Here is a 24,534-nt window from a genome sequence, read left to right on the forward strand (position 1 = left end):
TTTAATTCTTCCATTTCTGTTTTTTTGCTGATTATATGTTTTCTGATTATTAATCAATTACTATCTTTTTTGCTCCATGATAAGAGTGATAAGAAGCATCGTACATCGCGTCTGCACTTACAGGCCCGACATTAAATGTTCCTTTACTTACTGCTCTTACTACATAATAGAACTTCTTTTGTCTACTATTTGCTGTTACGAAGAAGTTTACTCTATCATCTCTGAAATCTACATGTTGAGGGTATGATGCTTTATTTTTGGTCCAGCTCATACCAGGTATATCTCCTAACCTTGGGTTCTCAATTTCAAAACCTGCAGGTAGCATATCTGTTACCACTACATTCTCAACTTCTCGTTTTTCAGATTGTAATGCTATTTCTACCACAATAAGATCATTCTGTTTAAACTGATTAGAACTTATGATATTACCATTTCTATCATAGTACGTTCTTCTAACTTTCAGACCTTTGTCTTCCTGTTTAAATTTCCCAGAAGCATTAACTCCTTCCAGTTCCCAGAAGTAATATAATTCTCCGTTTCCAGTCGTAGAAATATTGACAGTGTTTCCAATCACTTGGTTGGATAAGATCAGGTCCTCTCCAGTAGTAGATCCTACTTCTTTACCATTGACAATTACTTTAGCTGAAATATCTTGATGCTTAGCTTTGCTTAATACTTTACCTAATGCCATCAAACCAAATGCACTTTCTTGAGTAGTTAAATAGCTTTCACCTTTCATAGCTGTAGCTAACTCTTTCGTAAGTACTCCTATCTGACTATTCTGTGGGTCAGTATCAACCAATGCATTTAAGATTAAAGCTTCATCTCTAATGTATGATGAGAAACTACCACCAAATTCTCTTTCTCCTTTTAGTGCTCCAAAACCAGATGGCAATAATAATCTAAAACTTTTCATATCTCCTGTTCTCAAATAGGTAGCTGCTAATAGGTATTTTGAGCTATTATCTACAGATTTGATGTTTTTCTTGAAATAATTCATCGTCGGAACATCTGGTTTTCCAGCTTCTGCTAATACATATAATCCGTAGAATGATGTTTTATCAAAGTATGTCTGCTTGATTCTTTCACCATTCGCATTGTATAAATAATAAGTATGTGACTTCTTCGATTTTACTTCTCTTGAAATGTAATTCCAAAGTTTATTCAATACTTTTTGCTCAACATCGTAACCTCTCTTTTTTGCTTCCATAAGGAAATGACAAGCATAAACAGATCCCCAGTAACTAACATAAGTTCCACCTTGCCAATAAGAAAGTCCTCCACTATACATTTGCATGCTTTGTAGTTTTCTAATGGCCTCATTGATATAGTAATCTCTATTTGCTTTCTGATCACTCTTATCAAATCTTGCAGAAATTTCGCCTAAGTAAAGTTGAGGGAATACTTTAGAAGTAGTTTGCTCAACACATCCATAAGGATACATAATCAAGTAATCTAAGCTTTTAGCAAACTCTATAACTGGCGATTTACTCAATATTAATTTTCCTGTAAGAGAAGATACAATAAAGTCTTCTTTTAGATTTACCTCTTTCTTCGTTGAATTCTTAAGCACTCCAGACCCATTGGATTTAAGTAAAGCGGTAACTGGTCTAACATTTAAATTCGTTTCGGAAATAAAGTCTTCATTTAATGCATTAGCAATTACTGTCACTTTTCCTTCACCGATTGTATTATCAGCAGTTAAATCAAAGTATAATAGTTTTTCTGAATTCGCAGGAATACTTACCGTTTCTAATTTTTCGGCATTTACAGTTAATGCACCACTTACTTCTACTTTGGTCTTTACCTGAACAGTATTTTTAGTAGTATTTGCCAGCATAATCGATGCATTATTTACATCGTTTGGACTCAAGAAACGAGGTACCGAGGTACTCATCACAAGAGGATCTTTTACTTTGATAAATTTCTCTGCACTACCAAATGAATTTCCTTTCGTAGCCACAGCCATAACTCTCAACTGCCCCGAAAACTCTGGTATATCAACTTTGAATGATACCTTACCATCACTATCAGTTTTTAATGTTCCACTCCAAAAAGCAACTAGGTTAACTCTATTATTTGTCATAGGGTTTGCTCTCGCTCCCAAATTTGCCATATCAGAACCAAAACTTGATGCCTGCTTTTTAAACTGATAGATGTTTGGATACAAATCATAAGTCCTTACCTGAAGCGCTCTATTCTGATAGAAGTAATCAAACGGATTAGGTGTTTTATAATTCTTAATTTGAAGAATACCTTCATCAACAACAGCTACTGTAACTTCAATATCTTTTTCTTCTGTTGATGCTTGAACTTCAATAGTTTGAGACCTTCTTGAACGACTTTCTTTTGGAGCCTCTATTGATAATTGAAGGTTTCTTTTCTTAGTTGTTACTTTGATAGGCTGAAAACCATGAGCTACTGTTAATGGTAAAGCATTGTCTTGTGCTCCTTTAATTAAGGTCGCTGTAACAAAAATATTCGGTAGATGTTCTTCAACAATTGGAATTTCTAAAGAAGCTGACCTATTGTTCGTTTCAATCACTTGATGAGAGATAACTTCATCCTGTTCTATCGTTACCAACATCTTACCTTTAAATGGTGTTTTGAAAAGTACTTTAGCTTTTTCTCCAATGTTGTAAATCTCTTTTTCCGGTTCAATGATAATACGTCCCTCTCTGTCTACCTCAAAAGCAGTACTTGAAACACTTCCCCATCCATAGGCATAAAACCATCTGCTTACATATGTATTAGAGCCTTCTAAGTACAAACGCATTTCATATTCTCCCGATTCCTTCGGGAAAAATGAGTAGTTGGTTTCCTTACCAGTGATTTTTAATGCTTTCTCTTCTACTTTGATTTCCTTCTGTCTTGAAACATATCTATAACGGTTATTGTACGTTTTTTCCATAACCGAGTGCCATTCATGTCTCACTAATTCTACTCTCGCAGATACATTTTGAGCTACATTCATCGAAGGATCCAAAGCTATAATAGGTACATTAAACCTATTCCTAGTCTTAATGTAATGGTCTCCATATTTAATACCCAAATAATGGTTTTGAGTAGAAATTAGAACAGAATTCAATCTTCTTACAGGTCTTCCAGATTCGTCAAAGACAGTTGTGTATAACTTGGCATTTAACATACCACTGTTATCATAGATCTTACCGATTTTATAACTCTCGGTAAACTTCCCTTCTTTATCTGTTTTACCACCTCTAAGGTGTTCGTTATATTTTAAATCAAAATTACCTTCTAGATTAAAATCATAATCGCTATAATTTTTTGGATTAATGTATTTACGGCTTAATGCCAAGTCCACTTCATAATTTCTATTCGCTGCAGGTGGTCCAAAAAGATTTAAAGCTGTTCCTTCTAAATTAATATCATCTAGAATCATGTATTTTTCTTTACTCAGCTTTGTCTTCACTTTAATTCTATCCGGCATAAAGTCTTCAACATTTACCTTTTTAGAAGCTAATACTACATTATTGGCTGTTGATACTTCAATAGAATAGAACCCTGTAACAGTTGCATCCATCAATTTCACACTCCCTTCATAAGTTCCCTCACTATTCAGTGTTGCTCTTTCTGAGAATAACTCATTCCCATCTGGAAGAAATACTTTTACTTTGATAGGTTGATCTGCTACTGCATCCCAGTTTTGATCTCTTACAATGGCTTTAAAATAAACTGTTTCTCCTGGTCTGTATAAATCACGGTCACCATAAATGAAGGTCATCAGTGATGCTGAGTTAGGATATCTACCACCAACATCAAAACGTGACGTAGAGATTCTTGTCTGACGGAAATTCATATAGTTGAAATCTCCATCCTTTTCAGCATAGATCATCTCTACTCTAAAACCTTTTGTATGGATATCTAGATCTAGAAAATTTGCAATACCATCGTTACCTGTTTTTACAGTATATACTTCCTGATTATTACTACTTACTAGAGTCACATTTACATTGGGTAATGGAGTAGCATCAGCAATAGAATTAGCATAAACGAAGATATTGTTCTTTCCTTTCTTGGCAATCAGACCAATGTCAGAGATACTAATTAGTTTTCTAGATACAAGGTACCTTTTGCTAGAACTACGAACTTCAACAACATAAACTCCATTAAATCTTGATTCATCCAAAAAGTCTAATGACAATGTTCTTACATGCCCATTGGATTTTAGATCACTGACATAAACATTATGATTAGAAAATACTTTATCACCTAACTTCGAATAAGATGGTGATGAATAATAATATTCACTTTCTTGATATAGTTGATTATTATCAAAGTAACTGTAAAGGTTGTTTTTGTATACTTTATAAACATCAATATCAACTCTTGGAACATTGACGATTTTTAAGTCTACTGTCTTCTCACTTTTAGAAGACATATAAAATGCATTCTTATCTAAAAAGGCAATACTCGGAGTTACTTCACCAAAAGCAACATACTCTTTTACTTTTTCTGATAATGTAGTATTGAATACCCCTTTTACATTTTTAGAGATTGTGACCACATATTCTTCTCCTGCTTGAAAGTCACCCTTTAATTTTAAACCACTTTCTAGCTTCTCTACTTCAAAAGCAATTTTTGGTGAAACACTAATTAATGATTTAATTCCTTTCGTTTGGATGCTTTGATTAGATCTAATGACAATTACATTTTCTCCTCCTTCAAATTCACCTTTTACCGATGTAATCGATAATTCCTCCGCTTTCGGAATAAATCCATCTACCTTTATTGCCTTTTCCCCTTTACTTTCTTTTGAAAGCTTTATTCCTTGAGCGATAGTTATTGAGATGGGAGTATTCTGATTGTTCTTGTTATGATCATCAATACTAATTACAACCTTATCAGTGTTACCTGTTGAATACTGTGATATCTTTAATTTTTTATCTCCAGCTTTTATTGTTGTTTTCTCAAATACTTCTTTGCTAGAAACGGCATAGTTAAACTTTAGTGTAACATGAGGTACTGCCAGATTATTTTTACCAAATGCCCATGCTGTTTCAGATTCTTCTATTGAAAGTTCAGGTGTATAGAAACTATACGAAAGTTCATTTCCTTCTAAGTTCAAACCTTCCTTACTAAAAGCTTCTGGAGATAATTTTAATTTATATTGAGTGCTTGGATTAAACCCCGACTCCGGTGAAAAAATTAAAGAGTTCTTTGCTGTCCATTTGTATTTACCATTAACTTTTGGTGTTATAGTGAAATACCCAAACGATTCATCTAGCCAATCGTTTACTTTATCTTCTCTGATTTTCTCGCTAAAAGTAAAAGCTAAGTTCTGTTTTAAAGAGATTTCATCTTTAAAATTTACATAGGTGATTTTAGTAGTTGTGGAATCTTCAGAACTCTTATTACAGGCCTGAAAGCATAAGAGGGTTAGACAAAGAAAAATAAAGTTACGTCTCATTATGGTTATGAAGTTTTATCTAGTTTACTATTCTAAAGATACAAAAAAAGCTATACTCAATCGTATAGCTTTCAAATTTCTTATTGGTTGATATATTAATACTCCCAAAGTAATGCTTCGTATTCCATTAGCTTATAAACTGCCTCTTGTGATTGATACAATGATCTCTGATCGTTACCATACATCATAATGATTGAGTTGTCCTGAGGATTCTCAAATTTAATCAAACGGCCATCCCATAATTCTAATGCAAACGCATCACCTAAGTTTCTATGCTGAGCAGCATTTACTCCATTGTACCAAACGGCTTTTGGATCTTCTTGAAGTTTGCCTTCTGGATTTTTTATATGAAATACTTGATCATTCAATTCTTTAAAAGAGAATGAGCCTAATACAATATCAATACCTTTTGGATTTTCAGAAGCAGGAATAATTAAGTTTACTGCCACCAAATCGTTATACATTTTTGATCTTCTTTTATCAAAAACTCTATCTACTTTCAATTCAATTGCCCATAAACGATCAGGAGAATATTCATCACCAGGTTTTTGACCGTTGTCTTTTTTCACAGTTACACCGTCAACATCACCCCAAGCAGCGTCATCATCTTCATATTCTGAAATATCTCCTACAGTCTGTGGGATAATCAATCTACTCAAAAATTCTTCTTTAGAGATTCTGTTTTCTAGAGTATCACTTGAATAAGGAATAATCCTGTCATCCTTTACAGCATCAATAATAATCTTCGTTACCTCATGATTCTTAGCAAAGAAACCATTATTAATTTTTGTCTGAAGGTTTACTCTAAACCATAGAGATTTTTTCCACATGACCTCATAGTTCTGAATATCCATCATCGAGTGTGGATTAGAAAGAGTATCCGCAAGTTGAGCCTTAGCTATATTAGTGATTAATAATAGGCAAATGGTAAGGCTACATAGTTGATTTATAATACGCATATGGAGGTTAAACAAGTGTTTTATGAAGCAATATATTTAGGTAGATAAAAATATCATGCCACATTTTAAAATCGTTATTTACTTCTTAAACAATAGATGTTTATCTATTTAGTCACCATGCAAAGATACTAGTTAATTAGAAATCTATTTATACAAAAATACCCCTAGAAGTACATCCAGGGGTATTTTTATATTTATATCTAACTAAAGATTACATAGCTAATAACTTATCCTCTAATTTCTTAAGGATACGTTGCTTCGTCTTTAATTTGTTCACATAGTTGTTACGCTCTTGGTATAAAGCGTAGTTCTCAGAGTTTTGTTCAGCAGCAGCTGAAGACAAAATCGAAGAATATTTCGCATTGAACTCAAATAACTCTTGCTCATCCTTACGGATTGATTCTCTCAAGATATCTAATTTGATTTTCAATTGCTCAAAGTCAGATAAGCTATATAAATCTGGCTCCTCGTTCTTCGCTGTACGCTCTAAGAAGTGTGATTCAAAGATTTCGTTACAAACGATACGGAAACGTAAGTTTAACTCCTTATCTTCTTGAGATGGTTCTTTACCTAAAGATTTCCAACCGTTTTGTAATGTTTTAATGTTAGCAATGTTGAATGGTGCACCATCATTTAGGTACTTTTCAGCAGTATCTAACAAATCTTTCTTAGACTCTAGTGGAGTCTTTTGTGGTGAAGAAGACATATCTCTTGTGCTGTATGCTGGAGAATTTCCTCCTCCAAAACCTTCACGTTGAGCATAGTTGCTACGTTGTTGGTAACCTCCGCTGTCACCACCACGATCACGTTGTTGGTATCCACCGTTATCACGTTGTTGGTATCCACCACGGTCACGTTGTTGGTATCCACCGTTATCGCGTTGTTGGTATCCACCACGATCACGTTGTTGGTATCCACCGCCATCACGTTGCTGACCATATCCGCCACCACGTTGCTGACCGTATCCGCCGCCACCGCGTTGTTGACCATATCCGCCACCACCGCGTTGTTGGTATCCACCGCCATCACGTTGCTGACCGTATCCGCCACCACGTTGCTGACCGTATCCGCCACCACCGCGTTGTTGGCCGTATCCACCGCCGCCACGTTGTTGGCCGTATCCGCCACCACCGCGTTGCTGACCGTATCCGCCGCCGCGTTGTTGACCGTATCCACCACCACGTTGCTGACCGTATCCGCCGCCGCCGCGTTGTTGGTATCCACCGCCATCACGTTGACCGTATCCACCACCTGGATTTAATGATTGGAAGAATTTAGTTGTTTCACGTTTGAAATCACTAAATAAGAATCCCATTTTCCTTTTAGGAACCATAGGAACTTCTCTCCAATCGTTTTGTATTTTCTTCACATCGTCAACGAACTCTTGTCCGCCACCATTACGGTTGATACGTCTTACTTTGATTAATAAAGCTTCGTATTGATCGATGCTCTCTTCATGCATTTCATTTTGGCGAGCATAGAAGTTAGATCTGTTCTGGTAGAATTCATCCATTGCAGCATTAAACTTCTCAGAAAGTTGCTCTTCCATTTCTTTGTGAGCAGAACCGGTTTTAATCCAGTTCATTTTAATTTCTTTGAATCGTAATGAAGCAGTTTTCCAATCAGTACTACCTTTCCATTCTTCAGCCTCTTTTAAAAGAGCATTTTTAATTTCTAAGTTCTTTTCTCTGTTAACGGCAATGTATTCATTGATTTCATCTTCTAATACATTGATAATTTCGTACAGTTGTGTAAAGTCGCCAAGGCCATTGAAAGAAGCTAAATAAGTACGCATGTGGATCAGCTTCATTAGGAAAGAACCTTTGTTCTCAGCAGTACGAACTGCTTCTTGAACTGCTAATACTTTATCTGTAACCATTTTGAAACGGTCAACAAAGTATTGTAAACTTTCTTCTTCGCTTTCTCTAACAACACCGATTTCTCTGTCTTGGAAGTGGTAATATCCTCTTAAAAATACTTTACCATCTTTTACATAGCCGTACTCTGTAATGTCCTTGTGCTCGATAATTTGGGAATCTGACATCGCTTTTCGCTTGTTTGGTTTTTAAATGATAATAAAAGCTGTTGATTAAATAAACTGGTGAAGGATTATCTATTAATACATGAGTCAATATGACAGTGTATTAAACAATTAATATGATCAAAATTAAATAAGTGAATGATCAATAGTTTTTTTTCGATAGTCTCTTACAAACCTACATTTTATGTTAATTACTTTATTATTTTATTCTACCTATAATAGTATAATAGTAAAAATTAAATTATCTTTTTTGAATTCCTTTTTATTATTTCAAATAAATAATGAACGTTAAAATCTCTAACAAAATTATGCCATAATTAACAGTAATTTTAGAGAGTGTGATTTCATGTTGCAAATTGCAGTGTTACTTTCTGATTTGCAAATTTTTAATGATTAAATAGCAACATTTTATTGGCATTTAAACTAAGTAATCATATACTTTTACGTAAAATACGAAAATTAAGTTCAAATATTCACATTTTATGAGTAATAACAACGAAACTGTCATCTTTTCGATGGCGGGTGTAACAAAAGTATACCCTCCAAATAAACAAGTTTTAAAAAACATATACCTGTCTTTTTTCTATGGTGCAAAGATTGGTGTTTTAGGTCTTAACGGTTCAGGTAAGTCTTCTTTATTGAGAATCATTGCTGGTGTTGATAAAGAATACAGAGGTGAAGTTGTTTTCTCTGATGGATATAGCATTGGTTACTTAGAACAAGAACCTAAATTAGATCCTGAAAAAACAGTGAAAGAGATCGTTCAAGAGGGCGCTCAAGAAACTGTTGATTTACTTCAAGAATTCGAAGAAATCAATTTAAAATTTGCAGATCCAGATGTACTTGAAGATCCAGATGCAATGAATAAATTGATCGAGCGTCAAGGTGAAGTACAAGAAAGATTGGACCAATTGGATGCTTGGGAACTAGATAATAAATTAGAAAGAGCAATGGACGCTCTTCGTTGTCCTCCAGAAGACCAAAAAGTAGGTGTACTTTCAGGTGGTGAAAAACGTAGAGTAGCATTGTGTCGCTTGTTATTACAAGCACCTGATGTGCTTCTTCTTGATGAGCCTACCAACCACTTAGATGCGGAATCTGTATTCTGGTTAGAGCAACATTTACAACAATACAAAGGTACAGTTATAGCCGTAACCCACGACCGTTATTTCTTGGATAACGTAGCAGGATGGATTTTAGAATTAGACAGAGGTGAAGGTATTCCTTGGCAGGGTAATTATTCTTCTTGGTTAGATCAGAAACAAAAGCGTTTAGCACAAGAAAATAAACAAGAAAGCAAACGTCAGAAGATTTTAGAAAGAGAGTTAGACTGGATTAGAATGTCACCAAAAGGTAGACAAGCGAAACAGAAAGCTCGTTTAAATTCATATGAGAACTTACTCAATGAAGAATCGAAGGAGAAAGAACAACAATTAGAACTTTACATTCCTGCAGGACCTCGTCTGGGAAGTAAAGTGATAGAAGCTAAGGGTGTAAAGATGGCTTTTGAAGATAAGCTACTATATGAAGACCTTAACTTTACTCTTCCGCAAGGTGGTATTGTTGGTATCGTTGGGCCAAACGGTGTTGGTAAAACTACTTTATTCAAGTTAATCACTGGTCAACTAAAACCATTAGAAGGAACATTTGACGTTGGTGATACAGTAAAAATTGGATACATCGACCAAGAACATGCTTTAATGGACCCTTCTAAAACAGTTTGGGAAACTATCTCCGGAGGTAATGAACTGATGGATATTGGTGGAAAGCAGGTAAATTCAAGATCATATGTTTCAAAATTCAACTTTGCTGGTAACGACCAATCGAAAAAGGTAGGTGATTTATCTGGTGGTATGAGAAACAGAGTTCAGTTAGCCATGACGTTAAAGGAAGGTTCTAACTTACTTCTTCTTGATGAACCTACCAACGACTTGGACGTAAATACAATGCGTTCTTTAGAGGAAGCTTTAGAAAACTTTGCAGGTTGTGCAGTAATTATTTCCCACGACCGTTGGTTCCTTGATAGATTAGCTACTCACCTTTTAGTATTCGAAGGCGACTCTACAGTTCGCTATTTTGAAGGTAACTTCACTGAATATGAGGCAAAAAGAAGAGAGGAAGTTGGTGATATCACACCAAAAAGATTGAAGTATAAAAAATTAATGAAATAATTTTTTTCACTGAATATTAAAAAGATGCTTTATTTACTATCTATTAGTAATTAAAGCATTTTTTTTCAACCGAAAAGCCTTTATTTTTGTAATTGGTGTTCATCAATTAATAGATGACTCATTAAGATCAAAAAGTATTTCTTAAATAGAAAGTATGCAAGACGTTATTCGTTTATTACCTGAATCATTAGCCAACCAAATAGCTGCAGGTGAAGTGGTACAGCGCCCCGCTTCAGTTGTCAAAGAGTTGGTAGAAAATGCCATAGATGCTGGCAGTGATTCTATTGTACTTAAGGTAAAAGACGCTGGTAAAACGCTTATACAAGTAATCGATAATGGTTGCGGTATGTCTGAAACTGACGTACGTATGAGTTTTGAACGTCATGCTACATCAAAAATTCATACTACATCTGATCTATTTAATATCAATACTTTTGGCTTTAGAGGTGAAGCGCTAGCTTCTATTGCTGCAGTTGCACAAGTTATTGTTAAGACAAGACGAGAGGAGGATGAACTAGGAACTTTAGTTGATATTGAAGGTTCTGAGGTAAAAAATCAGGAACCTACTCAAACACCAAAAGGAACAAGCTTCTCTGTCAAAAACCTCTTTTTTAACGTTCCTGCAAGAAGAAAATTCTTAAAATCGAACCCGGTAGAATTAAAGCATATTATCGATGAGTTTCAAAGAGTAGCTTTGGCTAACCCTGAAATTTCGATGACTATGATTTCCGATGATAAGGAACTTTATAATCTAAGAGGTGGTAACATTGCAAAGAGAATTGTTTCTATGTTTGGTAAATCTTACCAAGAACAATTATACCCTTGCCATGAAGACTTGGATGTAATTAAGGTCAAAGGTTATATCGGTAAACCCGAAAACGCTAAAAAAACTAGAGGAGAACAATTCTTTTTTGTTAACGGTAGGTACATCAAGCATTCTGCATTAAATCATGCGATCATGACTGCTTATGATAGTATTCTTCCAGAAAACACCTTCCCTTTTTACTTACTGTTTATTGAATGTGACCCCGCTGACGTAGATGTCAATGTTCATCCAACAAAAACAGAAGTTAAATTCGCAGATGAACGTACTACATACGCAATAGTCAGTGCTGCTGTTAAACAAGCTCTTGCTAGTTATGGAATAACACCATCAATTGATTTTGGTATAGATGTAAACTTTGCGAAAGATGGAACTCCTACATCTGGAATTACATCAAAAGGAAGTATGATCCCTCCTATGGAGTCGGACTTAACTTCTAATATTCCGGATTTACCATCGACAAATTCAGATAATAATTTTACATCAGAAAGTAATAATGTAAGTTCTGGTAGTAATGGTGTAGATGATTTTGCAATCAATGTTTCTTTCGATCAAAGAGACAATACATCCTCTGATGATTATGTTAAAGTTTCTTCTCGCTTAAATTCATGGAATCAGCCTTCGGATGATATGCCTGACTTTACGCCATGGTCTCCTATAGAAGAAACTTCCTCTGCAAATAACTTTTCTTCAGAAGAAACTCCTGAAGAACCTATTACTTACAGTAGTAGAGCAAATGATTTAGAACAAAGTGATAACGTTCAAAAGGAAGTCGATCGCTTTCCTTCTGATAATGTAATTCCAATCCAGTTACACCATAAGTACATCATGTATCAAGTAAAGTCTGGAGTGATGTTAATGGATCAGGAAGCTGCACATGAACGTATTTTATACGAAAAGTTTTTAAGTCAGATGGAAAATAGTAGTGGTGTTTCTCAACAGCTATTATTTCCTAAAAAAGTCGTATTAAACTTATCTGATTTTGCTATTTTCACTGAGTATAGTCAAGAAATTGCCGCTTTAGGTTTTGGTTTTGAACTTGAAGGAAATGATACTGTCGTTATTAAAGGTATCCCTACTTTAATTCAAGGAAATGATGAACAGGAAATCATCGAAGAACTTATCGAACAATTAAAACACAACAAGGAAGAGTTGAGAATTTCTGCCAACGAAAATATTGCTCGATCATTAGCAAAAAGGGCTTGTATAAAAAGTGGACAGCCTTTGGAGCTTCAAGAAATGAAATCAATGATCGAACAATTGTTCTCTTGCACTTCTCCTAATTATACACCTGAAGGTAAAAAGACTGTTGTTTTAATGGATACAGCACAGATTGAAGGTCTATTTAATTTGAGATAATTTTACTTAAACGTAAATCTACATAAATAAAAAAGCCTTGAAGGAAATAGGTATATACCCTAACCTTCAAGGCTTTTTTGATGAGTTCTATTTTGTATATTTTACTACTTTTATTGACGTTGAAATTAATTGTCTTTTATTCTCTACTTTATACCAATGCTTCTCATTAGAAAGTTCCGAAATATTAATACCTTCAATTTTCAGTAACTCTTTTAATGTCATCTCAAAAGAAGCTTTGATAACATCAACCCTACCATTGATAGTATAAATATTGATGAACTCATTCTCACCAATAATAAGATTTAGTTCTGTTGCTTCTTTACTAATTTCATATACATCACACATTTGGTGAGTATTTCTATTTTCAGAAATTACATTAGCATGCTTTTTAACAAGACCCTTCTCTATTTCTGTAGTACCATCATCTGTAATGTTATCTCCATCCTCTGGTGTACCAGGGATTCTATCACTTGGTGTCTGGCCATTGTCTAAATCAATGTCTCCATCACCAGGGTCTTTATCTTTACCAGGAGTTTGCTCTCCTCCTATTCGATCATTTGTAATTGGTTCATAATCACTCCCATTATTACATGAAGTGAATGATAAAACAGTGATTACAGCGATTAATTTAATTAGGTTTTTCATTTAATTTTAGATTGATATTTAATTATTAAGGTGTACTCCACACCCATTGGTTTTAATGTCATTCGTTACCATAAGAGATGGATAATTTATTGTATTCGAATTTTTAAATTAGAAGAAAGGCTCGATATCTTTTATTATCCTCTTTGTATAGATTGACAATTCAAAGGTGTATATTAGTTTAATATCAATCAAATAAATTAAGCTGTATCTAGTTTGAATGGGCTGATGAAAATAATCGTTGGACTTTAAAAGGTAATTCTTCTATCAGAAACCTAATTTGATAGAAGAATTTACACTTTAGTTATTTCTATTCTAAGCGATTAATTCATCAATAGCTTTTGCTAATTTTCTATCTTTTTCTGTGATCGTGTTTCCTGCGTCATGAGTTGTTAGAGCTATTTCAACTGTATTCCAGACATTCGACCAATTAGGGTGATGTTGGTGTTGTTCTGCTAAAAATGCTACCCTAGTCATAAAAGCAAAAGCTTCTGAAAAATCTTTAAACGTAAAAGTCTTTTGTAATTGATTATTGGTTTCTTTCCAATCCATAGTGATAAGTATGTTTATTGATGATATTCAAAGATACAGAAATCGATAAAAAGAAAAAGCCGGTACATTATTGTACCGGCTTGATCATAATAGTAATGTTACTATTTATATTTTCTAGTGCTTGAAGTGACGTACACCTGTCATTACCATTGCTACATCGTTCTCATTACAGTAATCTACAGATAATTGATCCTTGATAGATCCACCTGGTTGAATTACAGCTTTGATTCCTTCTTTTTGTGCTAATTCAACACAATCAGGGAATGGGAAGAATGCATCTGAAGCCATTACTGCCTCTGATAAATCAAAACCGAAACTCTTTGCTTTTGCAATAGCTTGGTTTAATGCATCTACTCTTGATGTTTGACCAACACCACTAGCGAATAACTGACCATCTTTTGCTAAAACAATTGCATTAGACTTCGTATGCTTACAGATTTTGTTTGCGAACAATAAAGCATTTACTTCAGAATCTGAAGGTGCTTTTTCTGTAGCTACTGTTAAGTCTTCAGCAGTTTCTGTTTTTAAATCTTTATCTTGTGCTAAAACACCATTAAGTAAAGATTTAAACTGGATACCACCTGTAGCAATATCTTTTCTATTTAAGATAATTCTATTTTTCTTTCCTTTAAGTAATTCTAAAGCATCTGCATCAAAAGATGGTGCAATAACTACTTCACAGAATAACTTATGAATTTCTTCTGCTGCAGCTAAAGTGATAGGTTGGTTAGCGATAAGTACACCACCAAACGCTGAAACTGGATCACAAGCTAATGCCTTAACATATGCATCTTTGATATCGCTACCTAAAGCAACACCACAAGCATTTGTATGCTTAAGGATAGCAAATGCTGCTCCTTCTAAAGCTGGGAATTCATCAATTAAAGAAACTGCCGCATCTACATCTACAAGGTTATTATAAGAAAGCTCTTTACCATTTAACTGGTCGAACATGTCTGACAATTCACCATAGAATGTACCACTTTGGTGAGGGTTCTCGCCATAACGTAATGTTTTAGCCGAACGCTCTGTTACTTTAAATGCTGGGATCTTTTCTTCCTCTTCTGCTTCGACTGCACTATTGAAGTAATCGAAGATTTTTGCATCATAATGAGAAGAAATATCGAATGCTTTTGCTGCGAAACGCATACGATCTTTAAGTTCTGTAGCACCATTTTTCTCTGAAAGAATCTGAGCTACTTCATCATACTGCTCTCTTGAAGATACAATTAATGTATCCTTGTAGTTTTTAGCAGCTGCACGAATTAATGAGATACCACCGATATCTACTTTTTCAACAATGGCTTGATGCTCTGCACCAGATGCTACTGTTTCTTCAAAAGGATAAAGATCTACAATTACTAGATCAATGTTAGGGATACCAAATTCAGCAATTTGTGCTTGATCTTGTTCGTTGTCTCCTCTGTTAAGGATACCACCGAAAATCTTAGGATGTAAAGTCTTTACTCGTCCTCCTAGGATAGAAGGGTAAGAAGTTAAGTCTTCAACAGCCGTTACTTCGGCTCCTAGTTCTTCTATAAAACTCTGTGTGCCACCTGTAGAATAAATAGTGACGCCATTTTCTTGAAGGAGTTTTACAATTGGCGCTAGATTGTCTTTGTAAAAAACCGAAATTAAAGCTGATTCAACCTTTTTCATATTCGTTTGATAATCTTTAGTTTATGATTATGGCGCAAAAATAATCAATTCAAGTAAAAAAAATATCCTTTAACCCGAAAAAGGTTCATTTTTTTACTTACAGATAAGGTAAAAATCACCCTATCTGTAAGCAATAGTTAGTAATTAACTTTTAGTAACTAAAGTGTTTAACGTTACGAACGATTTATGTAGTTCGATAACTTGAGGAACAATTAAATGTTTTTCATCATTATTGATCACAAAATCGGCAAGAGTTGATAACTCTTCTTCCTGTCTTTGCTTATCAATAATTTCTTCAATTTGATGTTGTGGTCGATTATCCCGAGAAAGGACTCTCTTTATACGATCTTCGTATGGAGCTCTTACAACAATCACCTTATCAAGTGATTTGTATTGTTCATTGGTAAACATCAGCGCAGCTTCTTTAATCACATACGCATTTTTCAACAACTGGATTTTTACCCAATCGTCATAATGCTGTTTAACCCGAGGATGAACAATTTCATTCATTTTTTCTAATTTCTCTTTACTAGAGAAAATCTGATTGGCTAGGTATTTCTTATTTAGATAGCCATTTGGGAAATAGGATTCAGCTCCAAAATTAGATTTAACAAGATCAATAATTTCTGGGTCTTCAACCATTAACATTTTCGCGGAATTATCGGCATTGTAAATAGGTACACCTAAAACTTTAAAAAGTCTACAGATGTAACTTTTACCGGCACCAATTCCACCTGTGATGCCAACTTGCATAATTTTAATTTTTATCTCGTTGTTTTGATCACCCTTAATTTTTTAGGGGATAGGATAATATTTTCGTAAAAATCTTCTACAAACACCTTTGGTGTTACCGTTGAGTCGTTCCAGTCTATATCCTTATAGTCAACAACTACAGGTATAGTATCTACGCTATTTATCAAGTCTTCTCTGATAATATAACTAATATACACATCTTTAGGCTGTAATAAAAAGATTGAATCTGTAGATTCCTCAATATCAGGGAAGTTCACCTTAAAAAGCTTTGTTTTTTCAGTGGTCGAAATGAAGTAAGATACATCAAAAGAGACCTTAACTTCATCATATTGAGAAACAATTAGACTTTTCTCATTATCTACAGGAATTCTAACAGGTATGTATTCATTTAAATTTTCAGCAATTGGATCTGCATCTTCCGAAGATAATTTCAAATCACTTGGAAAATGAGACAGTTCTGTACTTGGTCCTCTAAAAATTATACTATCTGGTACTACTTTCACAGCACCTACCCTTTTATAGCCATTTTGAAAATGAAAAGATGTAGTATCAATTTTTACTGCTAACTTTTTATTGGTTAATGTATCGTAGTCAAAGGCGAGAGTATCCTCAACAATATAATTTACCTTTAACCCTTTTAAAACTTGAGAAAGTTCTTTTAGTAAAAACTTACCCGCTATATACTTAACGGAAACGGGGTCTTCTAAGTTTATATTTAACTTACTATTTCCCATTCCTAATGATTTACTTAATAAAGTCCAGCCATTTCCTGTAGCATTGACACTCACATGATTAGGGGGTTCCTGAAGTGCCACGACATTGTCCTCGCTGATTTTTACTTTTACAGGTATCTCTATTGTTGAAGTATGGTCTTCATTTAATGAATGGAAGATCCAGAAAATAAAAGCCGTCGTCAAGCAAACCATCATGGCACTCCAATCCCACCGCTTAATATCTTGAAGGAAAGAATTATCCTCAATCAAAAGATTAAGTTGTTCTTCTGCCCATTCAACAAGCTTTTTAAAATCTGGGATATGGTATTTTCTATCCGGCATAAACCTTTTACTTAACTATAGTACTAATAAATGATGTTTCATCATTCAAAAATAAAAAAACCGTAGTAGAAATCTAATTTCAGCTACGGTTTACAAGATACTTATAAAGGAAGTATTTATTTAGTCTTTTTTCTCTTTCTTCTTACCAAAAACAATGTTTGTGTTTTCTGCTGAGATTGAAGACTTTTCAAAAGTTACTTTAACGCCTCTATCAATTTCTAAAATTACTGTAGAGCTCTTCACTTCAACGATTTTACCGTGCATTCCACTGATTGTAACAACATTTTGTCCTTTCTTAATAGCATCAGAGAATTTTTGTTGATCTTTTTGTTTCTTCTGTTGCGGACGAATCATAAAGAAGTAAAATACTGCGATCATACCAACGATCATCACAATGTTCATGATACCATTAGGATCTCCAGCTACTTGAAGTAAGATATTATTTAAAACGTTCATTTTGTTGTTATTTTTATATTAGCCACAAAAATACAAACCTCTACTAGGTTATGAGCCTAATAGAGGTTTTTTTTTGTGAAAATTAAAAAAGAAGTCAGACTACATTGTCTTTGCTTCTTCTTTTGGGTTCACCATAGTTTTTATGATTACTGCATCTAAACCATCTTCTACGTTAGCATAAAGAGTAATTTTCTTTACTTGTCTACCTTTTTTGTGTGATGAGTTAAATGTTACCGTTAATTCTGACTCTTCGCCTGGAGCTAAAGGTTTTCTATCCCAATTTGGTGCAGTACATCCACAAGTTGTTTTTACGTTTGTGATCGTTAATGGCACCTCACCAACATTTTTATACTTGAAGATATGAGTTACTTTGTCACCTTCAGTGATAGTACCGAAATCGTATTCTTTTTCGTTAAACTTGATCTTAGCTAAAGGACCACTTTTCTCATTACTGTTTGTTACAGAAACACTTGATTGATTGTTTTCTGTTTTCTTCGCTTTCTCTCCACAAGAGATAAAACATACCATTGAGATAAGAAGTACTGATAGTGATTTTAAAAGTTTCATTATGATATAATTAAATGAATTTGATTAAAATGAAAGTTTAAAATACTGTATGATTTACTAATGGATAATTCTGTTCATAAAGCACCAGTATTAAAAACAAATTCTGAATACCTGATCCATCATAAACATTGTGTTTAGTGTTTCAATTAGGCACAGTATTCAAAAGTTATGTAAAGCTATTACAATTATAACAACTTTGTAAACAAAAAAAGGCAAAGAAGTATTCCTTCTTTGCCAATTATGTACTATTGAAGAAGAAATTCTATACTTCCTCCTCGTCATCAAGTACGGGTGTAGAAATTCTTTCTTTTAAAGCATCTACTTCACCCATTAATTCTTCAGCATGTTTGATGGCATCATCAATCACTTTCTGGCCTTCAGATTTTGCTGCTGTAACTGCAACTTTTCTTTCTTCAAGAAGGTCCTCAATTAAATCTTCCAATTCCTCACGGTATTTGTCTAATTTATATGATAAACGTTCTCTTGTGTTACGTCCTTTATCCGGAGCAAATAAAACACCTAATAAAGCACCTGCTGCTGCACCTGCAACAAAACCAAATAATGAACTTCCGCTGTTTTTTGCCATGTATAGTAATGTGTTAAATTATTTGTTATCTAGTAAACCTTTTCCAGACTTCTTGATCTTTCCTTCAGCCTGAAGGTCTTCTGAAATTGAATCTAACATACCATTGATAAACTGCCAACTTTTTGGAGTACTATATTGCTTCGAAATCTCAATAAATTCGTTAATTGTAACTTTTACTGGGATATTTCTAAAGTTCAACATTTCTGCTAATGCCATATTAATTAAGATAGCATCGACTTTTGCAATACGATCAACAGCCCATTTTTTAGACTTTTTCGCAATAATTTCTTTAAAAGACTCTTCTTGGTTTAAAGTATAGTCATAAAGATCTTCGAAAAACTCTTTGTCCTCATCCCAATTTTTTGAGATAGAAAGTATTTCAGTACCCTCATCTTGTGAAATATTTTTCACCGTCTTCAGTACCATACTTCTAAGAATTTTCTTGTTCTCTGACCAATTAAGATCTTCTCCTTCAAATTGAGATTCGATAATCTCATTTTTAAAAATGAAGTCTCTTACTATTAAACGTAAGATTTCTTTTTGCGTTTCAAAGTTGTCGCCTTCTTTTGCAAATTCTTCAATTTTTTCTTGAAGTTCTCCGTCGCGCTTTAAGATTCTAAGCCATTCTAAGACTCTTTCGTCGTCTTCAGCTCTTCTTAATTTATTTTCGGCAAGTAATTCGTTTAATGTTTCGTCTTCTCTAAGAATTGTGAAGACAGGATTGTGATAGAACCATTCTGTGAACTTTTGGTCAAGTTCAATGTATCTTGCTCCTTTATCGAGTTTTCTCTCCAATTCTTTGTGAGATAACTCTGAAATATCGATTAAATAAGAGAGGATTTTTAGGTATTTTGTAAATAGTTGTTCTGTTTCAACAACCATATTTTTGCGGGTATCTTGTTTCCCATCTGCCATTAATTGCTCGAAATAATTCTTAGCATTAGATGCAATCTTAAGAAGTTTTACATCCAACCCTTGAGTTGAAGGTTCTTCCTGATCTTCATCCATTACTGAATTAATGTATTCAATTACTTTGGCTTGCTCTTCATCTATTCTAGCTTTTTCTTCCTGACCAAACTCAAGTAACTCATCACGAAATTCTGCTTTGATTTTGTCTAAAGTTAACTCCTTGTTTGATGCTTTATTTTGTTTGAAAGCATAGATGTTTTGCATTACTTTAATGCGTAATAACCTTCTGTTGAGCATGGATCTTCTATTTACCTAAATTTCTAAAGAACTATTACATCTAAGAGACGATGAAACAAATTTAATAGTTTCATGCCGATTAACTTTATTAAGATACACCTAATTTTCTGATATACAGATTTATTAGGATAAAATATCTTAGATAAGATGAATAAAAAAGGCTAGTCTAAAATGTTAGACTAGCCATTTGGTAGCGGGGACCAGACTCGAACTGATGACCTTCGGGTTATGAGCCCGACGAGCTACCAACTGCTCCACCCCGCACTGTTTTTCTTAAATGCTGTGCAAAAGTAGAGGTTTAATTCTTAGTAACCAAATTAAATCTCAATTAAAGACGTTAATAACCATAAATCATCAGAAAACAACACTCATAGAAAGTATGCTAACATCATTAACACCTCCTTCTTTTAGCAAGTAAGTCACTGATTTTATGGTAGATCCTGTTGTAATCACATCATCAATAATTAAAATGTGTTTTTTTTGAATATTTTTTCTTTTTGATGCATTAATCTCAAAAACTCCCTCTAAACTCTTTAATCTTTCAATTTTCGACTTTTTTGTTTGAGAGGTAGAATGCTTCTTTCTTATTAATACCTCAGGATCATATTGTACATCCCATCTTTTAGAAAGACGTTCACAAAACTTATCCAATTGATTATATCCTCTTTGTTTCTGTTTTTTTGGATGTAAAGGAATGGATGTAATTAAGTCTATTGATTTGGAGTAAATGGAATCACAAGGAAATACAAAGTGATCCACCATCCATGCTCCTATTTTAGGAAGGTCTTTATATTTTAAGTGATGAATAAGAGATTGAACAATATTATCGCTCGTATAAAAGAATAAAGAAGTTGCCATATTAACTTCTTGATCTAACCGGTCTCTAATATTATTTTGCTGAGGAGATATCCAAGAACCGTTATTTAATGGAAGTTCTGCATAGCATGAAAAATATAAATATTCTTCTCCTGATCTCAATAACTCTTCACAATGAAGACAAGTTGGAGGAAAAATAGTATAACAAATTGAATTAAAAACTTTTGAGAGAGTAAGCATTAGTTTGTTATCGTATGAATCGTGTTTATTTTAGCATGAATATACACATTTCAATCAAATTACGATTTACATTGGAAAACGAAGAATTGGAACAACTAAGAACCGAATGGGCAAAACTGCAAGGTGTGCTCACTTCTGTTTTAGGTAAAACTCCTGGAGATTTAAATAGTATTTTATTTCTTATCGGTGTTCAAGAATTAGGTAAAGGCCCGATCCCTTTTTCTAAAGAAGAAAAACAGGATCTTATACATATAGCCACTTGTAAAGTACTAAGCTTTTCTGGGTACTACTCATTAGAAGGTGAAGACAAAGACGGTTGGCCACATTGGAAATTAGAAAAGAAGATACCTTCTATGGAATTGCTAGCACAAGAACAACTTATGAAATGGCATATTCTAGAATATTTTAAACAAGAAACTGATTTATTAGATTAATATGAAAATTATTTCGTACAACGTTAATGGGATTAGAGCTGCATTAAAAAAAGGATTAGACGAGTGGCTCAAAGAATGTAACCCAGACATTGTTTGTATTCAAGAAACAAAAGCACTTGAAGATCAAGTCGACACGGAGATTTTCAAGGAATTAGGCTACAAATATATCTATTGGCATGCCGCTGAAAAAAAAGGCTATAGTGGGGTAACAATTTTATCTAAAATTGAGGCGATTTCTACTAAAATAGGCATGGGAATTGATACATACGATATAGAAGGTCGAACAATACTGTGTGAGTTCGAAAATTTTACGTTAATCAATACTTATTTCCCTTCAGGAACATCTGGAGAAGAAAGACAAAGTTTTAAATATGCTTTTCTAGACGATTATTACAATTACGTATCCGAACTGAAAAAAACTTACAACAACTTGGTCATTTGTGGAGACTTTAATATTTGCCACAAGGCGATAGATATTCATAACCCTGACCGTAACAAAAATACTTCAGGTTTTCAACCTGCAGAAAGAGCATGGGTCACCAAGTTCATAGATGAAGGAGGTTTCGTTGATGCTTTCAGAAAATTTGATGAAAGTCCTCATAAATATAGTTGGTGGACTTACAGAGCAGGAGCTAGAAAAAAGAATTTAGGATGGCGTATTGATTACTTTATGGTTCAGAAAGAATTCAGTGATGCTTTAGTATCATCTCAGCTACATAATGAGGCTGTTCACTCTGATCACTGTCCCGTAGAAATTGTACTTCGTTAAAAAAATGGTGTAATCTGTGTAAAAAAATCATTTTTTTAGATATTTTTAGACTCACACTAGGTTGTGCAAACTTTTGTTTTTAAAAAATTAGCCAGATAAAGGATTATTTTAGGCGAAATACATAAGAAAATTCATTGCAAATGAGAAAGCTGATCGCTGTTATACTCTCTTTTACATTCCTATCACTATTTGTAGGATGTGGATCAGGCAACCAAGAAAAGGGGGATGCTGAAACCGTATTGACTCCAGCTAAAGGCGGTAAATTTTATGGAGGAGTTTTTAAGGTTAATGAAGCCGAGTATATCAAAAACTTATTTCCTCTTAGTATCATTGATATTTACTCTTATAGAATAGCCTCTCAGATTTATGAGGGATTATTTAAGTTTGATCAGAAGACTTTACAAATTACCCCAAGTCTTGTTGATAGTTATGCTAAATCTGATGACCAGTTGGTATACACTTTCAAATTAAAAGACAATGTCTTCTTTCATGACGACAAATGTTTTGAGAGTGGAAAAGGAAGAAAGCTATCAGCTAAAGATATTCTATACAGCTTTAATTTAATCTGTACTTACAATAAAAATAATCAGTATGCTCATTTGTTTACTGATATTGTAGTTGGTGCTAAAGATTATTATAACGCTTCAAAGGCTGATTTAACTTTCACTAAATCTCCAGAAGGTCAATCTGGCGTTTCTGGTTTTAAAGTGATTGATGAATTGACATTTGAAGTAACGTTAGAAAAGCCCAACTCAATGTTCTTATATAACTTGGCTAGACCAGGTGCATTTATCTTCCCTAAAGAAGCTTACGAAGCATATGGTGAAGATATGAGAACAAAATGTGTGGGTACTGGTCCTTACCAAATAGCTAGTGTCGATGAAGATATTTCTATTATCTTATCTAAAAACGATAACTACCACGGTAAAGATGAGCATGGTAACCAACTTCCTTTCCTTAAAGCCATCGTTGTTTCATTTGTTAAAGACAAGAAAATCGAATTCTTGAAATTTAAGAAAGGCGAACTTGATATGATGTATAGAGTTCCTACAGAAGACATCATTGATATTCTTGCGGAATCTGATGAAACAAATGAAAACTTCAAGTATCATTTACAACGTACTCCTGAAATGTCTACACAGTTCTTAGCAATGAACAACGCAGGCAAAATCTTTAATGATATCAATATTAGAAAAGCATTCAACTTTGCTATTGATCGTCAAAGAATTCTTGAGTATATCTTAAATGGTGAAGGATATATGGAAGGTCACTTTGGTATTACACCTCCTGTATTTGACAACTATGATATCGAAGATATCCAAGGATATAAGTATAATTTGGATTCAGCGAAATACTACTTAGCAAAAGCTGGGTATGCTGATGGTAAAGGTTTTCCAAAAGTTACTCTTGACTTAAATACTGAAGGAGAACAATACAGCAATGTTGCTCTTGAAGTAAAAAAGCAATTAAAAGATAAATTGAATATTGAAATCGAATTGAAGATTTCTCCTTTTGCTCAGATTGCTGAAAAGAGTATCATGGGTCGTTACGATTTCTTACGTTTAGCATGGATTGCTGATTACCCAAGTCCTGAGAATTACTTATGGGCTTATTACAGTAAAACACTTCCTAAGAACTTAGAAGATAAATCGTGGCCTAACTTAATACGCTACAGTAATCCTAAGTTTGATGTAGAGTATGAGAAAGCGTTAGGAGCTTCAGATCAAAAAACTGCAATGGTTAACTTTAAGAAGGCTGAGCAAATTTTAATGCAAGATGCTCCTTTTGTAGTATTGTGGTATGACGAAGGATATCGTCTAATTCAGAGAAATATTAAAGATTTCCCTAACAATCCGATGCAATATCGTGATTTCAGTACTGTTTATTTTGAGAAAAGTAATTAATATTAATTATATTACTATATAAATTATAAGACTGATTCTAATTTTAGAATCAGTCTTATTTTTACAGCGTAGAATTTGGCATTAGCCTCTATGCATTACCCATTAATTATC

At 33.9% G+C, this 24,534-nt stretch carries 18 protein-coding genes and 1 tRNA gene; 5 read left to right on the plus strand and 14 right to left on the minus strand.

The window, feature by feature from the left end:
* Positions 1-49: 49 nt before the first annotated feature.
* The 3 genes from HGP29_RS16190 to HGP29_RS16200 form a co-directional block, all read right to left on the minus strand.
* The gene (locus HGP29_RS16190) at positions 50-5,431 is read right to left on the minus strand and encodes an alpha-2-macroglobulin family protein (RefSeq protein ID WP_168883482.1); all 5,382 of its coding nucleotides are present in this window, start codon (positions 5,429-5,431) and stop codon (positions 50-52) included.
* 95 nt (positions 5,432-5,526) lie between these two features.
* Positions 5,527-6,390: a type IX secretion system ring subunit PorN/GldN gene (porN, locus tag HGP29_RS16195; protein ID WP_168883483.1), complete on the minus strand. Its 864-nt coding sequence runs from the start codon at positions 6,388-6,390 to the stop codon at positions 5,527-5,529.
* Between the two features lie 211 nt (positions 6,391-6,601).
* Positions 6,602-8,434 (minus strand): DUF349 domain-containing protein, encoded by a 1,833-nt coding sequence (locus HGP29_RS16200; protein WP_168883484.1) that lies wholly within the window; start codon positions 8,432-8,434, stop codon positions 6,602-6,604.
* 479 nt (positions 8,435-8,913) lie between these two features.
* Here HGP29_RS16200 and ettA point away from each other — a divergent pair, with 479 nt between their 5' ends.
* The gene (gene ettA / locus HGP29_RS16205) at positions 8,914-10,602 is read left to right on the plus strand and encodes an energy-dependent translational throttle protein EttA (RefSeq protein WP_168883485.1); all 1,689 of its coding nucleotides are present in this window, start codon (positions 8,914-8,916) and stop codon (positions 10,600-10,602) included.
* 154 nt (positions 10,603-10,756) lie between these two features.
* Positions 10,757-12,784, plus strand: a complete 2,028-nt coding sequence (gene mutL / locus HGP29_RS16210; protein ID WP_168883486.1) for a DNA mismatch repair endonuclease MutL — start codon at positions 10,757-10,759, stop codon at positions 12,782-12,784.
* 87 nt (positions 12,785-12,871) lie between these two features.
* Here mutL and HGP29_RS16215 read toward each other — a convergent pair whose 3' ends face one another.
* From HGP29_RS16215 to HGP29_RS16265, 11 genes are all read right to left on the minus strand, one after another.
* Complete coding sequence (locus tag HGP29_RS16215) at positions 12,872-13,429, minus strand: hypothetical protein (RefSeq protein ID WP_168883487.1); 558 nt, start codon at positions 13,427-13,429, stop codon at positions 12,872-12,874.
* 312 nt (positions 13,430-13,741) lie between these two features.
* Positions 13,742-13,978, minus strand: a complete 237-nt coding sequence (locus tag HGP29_RS16220) for a 4a-hydroxytetrahydrobiopterin dehydratase (RefSeq protein WP_168883488.1) — start codon at positions 13,976-13,978, stop codon at positions 13,742-13,744.
* Positions 13,979-14,092: 114 nt separating this feature from the next.
* On the minus strand, positions 14,093-15,637 hold the full coding sequence (gene purH / locus HGP29_RS16225; RefSeq protein WP_168883489.1) for a bifunctional phosphoribosylaminoimidazolecarboxamide formyltransferase/IMP cyclohydrolase: 1,545 nt from the start codon (positions 15,635-15,637) through the stop codon (positions 14,093-14,095).
* Between the two features lie 144 nt (positions 15,638-15,781).
* A complete protein-coding gene (gene coaE, locus HGP29_RS16230) occupies positions 15,782-16,390 on the minus strand; it encodes a dephospho-CoA kinase (RefSeq protein ID WP_211093317.1) in 609 nt (202 codons plus the stop codon).
* An 11-nt stretch (positions 16,391-16,401) separates the two neighbouring features.
* Positions 16,402-17,445: a YbbR-like domain-containing protein gene (locus tag HGP29_RS16235; RefSeq protein ID WP_168883490.1), complete on the minus strand. Its 1,044-nt coding sequence runs from the start codon at positions 17,443-17,445 to the stop codon at positions 16,402-16,404.
* Positions 17,446-17,565: 120 nt separating this feature from the next.
* Positions 17,566-17,901 (minus strand): preprotein translocase subunit YajC, encoded by a 336-nt coding sequence (yajC, locus tag HGP29_RS16240; protein ID WP_168883491.1) that lies wholly within the window; start codon positions 17,899-17,901, stop codon positions 17,566-17,568.
* 99 nt (positions 17,902-18,000) lie between these two features.
* Positions 18,001-18,468 carry a DUF1573 domain-containing protein gene (locus HGP29_RS16245; protein WP_168883492.1) on the minus strand — a complete coding sequence of 156 codons (468 nt, stop codon included), beginning with the start codon at positions 18,466-18,468 and terminating at the stop codon, positions 18,001-18,003.
* A gap of 262 nt (positions 18,469-18,730) precedes the next feature.
* Positions 18,731-19,054, minus strand: coding sequence for a YtxH domain-containing protein (locus HGP29_RS16250; protein ID WP_168883493.1), 324 nt, complete (start codon positions 19,052-19,054; stop codon positions 18,731-18,733).
* Between the two features lie 18 nt (positions 19,055-19,072).
* The gene (gene nusB / locus HGP29_RS16255) at positions 19,073-20,227 is read right to left on the minus strand and encodes a transcription antitermination factor NusB (RefSeq protein ID WP_168883494.1); all 1,155 of its coding nucleotides are present in this window, start codon (positions 20,225-20,227) and stop codon (positions 19,073-19,075) included.
* 221 nt (positions 20,228-20,448) lie between these two features.
* Positions 20,449-20,524, minus strand: a tRNA-Met gene (locus tag HGP29_RS16260).
* Positions 20,525-20,614: 90 nt separating this feature from the next.
* Positions 20,615-21,316, minus strand: a complete 702-nt coding sequence (locus HGP29_RS16265) for a ComF family protein (protein ID WP_168883495.1) — start codon at positions 21,314-21,316, stop codon at positions 20,615-20,617.
* A 35-nt stretch (positions 21,317-21,351) separates the two neighbouring features.
* Here HGP29_RS16265 and HGP29_RS16270 point away from each other — a divergent pair, with 35 nt between their 5' ends.
* The 3 genes from HGP29_RS16270 (at position 21,352) to HGP29_RS16280 (ending at position 24,423) form a co-directional block, all read left to right on the plus strand.
* Positions 21,352-21,750 (plus strand): hypothetical protein, encoded by a 399-nt coding sequence (locus tag HGP29_RS16270; protein ID WP_235958314.1) that lies wholly within the window; start codon positions 21,352-21,354, stop codon positions 21,748-21,750.
* 1 nt (position 21,751) lies between these two features.
* Positions 21,752-22,519 carry an exodeoxyribonuclease III gene (locus tag HGP29_RS16275; protein ID WP_168883496.1) on the plus strand — a complete coding sequence of 256 codons (768 nt, stop codon included), beginning with the start codon at positions 21,752-21,754 and terminating at the stop codon, positions 22,517-22,519.
* Between the two features lie 140 nt (positions 22,520-22,659).
* Complete coding sequence (locus HGP29_RS16280) at positions 22,660-24,423, plus strand: ABC transporter substrate-binding protein (protein WP_168883497.1); 1,764 nt, start codon at positions 22,660-22,662, stop codon at positions 24,421-24,423.
* Positions 24,424-24,534 lie beyond the last annotated feature (111 nt).

The organism is Flammeovirga agarivorans (assembly GCF_012641475.1).
Classification (GTDB): Bacteria; Bacteroidota; Bacteroidia; order Cytophagales; family Flammeovirgaceae; genus Flammeovirga; species Flammeovirga agarivorans.

Excerpts from the sequence above, each read along its gene's own strand:
- HGP29_RS16215 (WP_168883487.1), bottom strand. The coding sequence starts at position 13,429 with ATGAAAAACCTAATTAAATTAATCGCTGTAATCACTGTTTTATCATTC.
- HGP29_RS16280 (WP_168883497.1), top strand. The coding sequence starts at position 22,660 with ATGAGAAAGCTGATCGCTGTTATACTCTCTTTTACATTCCTATCACTA.
- HGP29_RS16245 (WP_168883492.1), bottom strand. The coding sequence starts at position 18,468 with ATGAAACTTTTAAAATCACTATCAGTACTTCTTATCTCAATGGTATGT.
- HGP29_RS16265 (WP_168883495.1), bottom strand. The coding sequence starts at position 21,316 with ATGCTTACTCTCTCAAAAGTTTTTAATTCAATTTGTTATACTATTTTT.
- HGP29_RS16235 (WP_168883490.1), bottom strand. The coding sequence starts at position 17,445 with ATGCCGGATAGAAAATACCATATCCCAGATTTTAAAAAGCTTGTTGAA.
- nusB (WP_168883494.1), bottom strand. The coding sequence starts at position 20,227 with ATGCAAAACATCTATGCTTTCAAACAAAATAAAGCATCAAACAAGGAG.
- mutL (WP_168883486.1), top strand. The coding sequence starts at position 10,757 with ATGCAAGACGTTATTCGTTTATTACCTGAATCATTAGCCAACCAAATA.
- yajC (WP_168883491.1), bottom strand. The coding sequence starts at position 17,901 with ATGAACGTTTTAAATAATATCTTACTTCAAGTAGCTGGAGATCCTAAT.
- HGP29_RS16270 (WP_235958314.1), top strand. The coding sequence starts at position 21,352 with ATGAATATACACATTTCAATCAAATTACGATTTACATTGGAAAACGAA.
- porN (WP_168883483.1), bottom strand. The coding sequence starts at position 6,390 with ATGCGTATTATAAATCAACTATGTAGCCTTACCATTTGCCTATTATTA.
- HGP29_RS16200 (WP_168883484.1), bottom strand. The coding sequence starts at position 8,434 with ATGTCAGATTCCCAAATTATCGAGCACAAGGACATTACAGAGTACGGC.
- HGP29_RS16190 (WP_168883482.1), bottom strand. The coding sequence starts at position 5,431 with ATGAGACGTAACTTTATTTTTCTTTGTCTAACCCTCTTATGCTTTCAG.
- HGP29_RS16250 (WP_168883493.1), bottom strand. The coding sequence starts at position 19,054 with ATGGCAAAAAACAGCGGAAGTTCATTATTTGGTTTTGTTGCAGGTGCA.
- coaE (WP_211093317.1), bottom strand. The coding sequence starts at position 16,390 with ATGCAAGTTGGCATCACAGGTGGAATTGGTGCCGGTAAAAGTTACATC.
- purH (WP_168883489.1), bottom strand. The coding sequence starts at position 15,637 with ATGAAAAAGGTTGAATCAGCTTTAATTTCGGTTTTTTACAAAGACAAT.
- HGP29_RS16275 (WP_168883496.1), top strand. The coding sequence starts at position 21,752 with ATGAAAATTATTTCGTACAACGTTAATGGGATTAGAGCTGCATTAAAA.
- ettA (WP_168883485.1), top strand. The coding sequence starts at position 8,914 with ATGAGTAATAACAACGAAACTGTCATCTTTTCGATGGCGGGTGTAACA.
- HGP29_RS16220 (WP_168883488.1), bottom strand. The coding sequence starts at position 13,978 with ATGGATTGGAAAGAAACCAATAATCAATTACAAAAGACTTTTACGTTT.